Annotated in this window: 1 rRNA gene; it reads right to left on the reverse strand. The window is 51.9% G+C overall.

The features are described 5' to 3' along the window. Window positions 1-18 precede the first annotated feature (18 nt). A 23S ribosomal RNA gene (locus tag LQV39_RS26285) occupies window positions 19-1,366 on the reverse strand; the annotation flags it as partial.

Below are 1,366 nucleotides of genomic sequence, written 5' to 3' on the forward strand. Positions count from 1 at the left end.
TTTGACTGCCAAGGTTATAGGGACAAGCCGTACGGGCAATTAGTACTGGTTAGCTTAATGCATTACTGCACTTCCACACCCAGCCTATCAACGTCCTGGTCTCGAACGACCCTTCAAGGAGCTCAAGGCTCCGGGAAATCTCATCTCAAGGCGAGTTTCCCGCTTAGATGCTTTCAGCGGTTATCTCTTCCGAACTTAGCTACCCGGCAATGCCACTGGCGTGACAACCGGTACACCAGAGGTTCGTCCACTCCGGTCCTCTCGTACTAGGAGCAGCCCCCTTCAAATTTCCAACGCCCACGGCAGATAGGGACCAAACTGTCTCACGACGTTTTAAACCCAGCTCACGTACCACTTTAAATGGCGAACAGCCATACCCTTGGGACCGGCTACAGCCCCAGGATGTGATGAGCCGACATCGAGGTGCCAAACTCCCCCGTCGATATGAACTCTTGGGAGGAATCAGCCTGTTATCCCCAGAGTACCTTTTATCCGTTGAGCGATGGCCCTTCCATACAGAACCACCGGATCACTATGTCCTACTTTCGTACCTGCTCGACTTGTCGGTCTCGCAGTTAAGCACGCTTATGCCATTGCACTATTAGCACGATGTCCGACCGTACCTAGCGTACCTTCGAACTCCTCCGTTACACTTTAGGAGGAGACCGCCCCAGTCAAACTGCCTACCATGCACTGTCCCCGACCCGGATAACGGGCCAAGGTTAGAACCTCAAATGAACCAGGGTGGTATTTCAAGGATGGCTCCACGAGAACTGGCGTCCCCGCTTCAAAGCCTCCCACCTATCCTACACAGATTGATTCAAAGTCCAATGCAAAGCTACAGTAAAGGTTCATGGGGTCTTTCCGTCTAGCCGCGGGTAGATTGCATCATCACAAACATTTCAACTTCGCTGAGTCTCGGGAGGAGACAGTGTGGCCATCGTTACGCCATTCGTGCAGGTCGGAACTTACCCGACAAGGAATTTCGCTACCTTAGGACCGTTATAGTTACGGCCGCCGTTTACTGGGACTTCAATCAAGAGCTTGCACCCCATCATTTAATCTTCCAGCACCGGGCAGGCGTCACACCCTATACGTCCACTTTCGTGTTTGCAGAGTGCTGTGTTTTTATTAAACAGTCGCAGCCACCAGTTTATTGCAACCCTTTCACCCTCATGGAGTAAACCAATCAAGCTACCGGGGCGTACCTTATCCCGAAGTTACGGTACCAATTTGCCGAGTTCCTTCTCCCGAGTTCTCTCAAGCGCCTTAGAATACTCATCTCGCCCACCTGTGTCGGTTTGCGGTACGGTCTCGTATGACTGAAGCTTAGAGGCTTTTCTTGGAACCACTTCCGATTGCTTCG

The organism is Massilia sp. Bi118 (assembly GCF_918697865.1).
GTDB lineage: Bacteria > Pseudomonadota > Gammaproteobacteria > Burkholderiales > Burkholderiaceae_D > Telluria.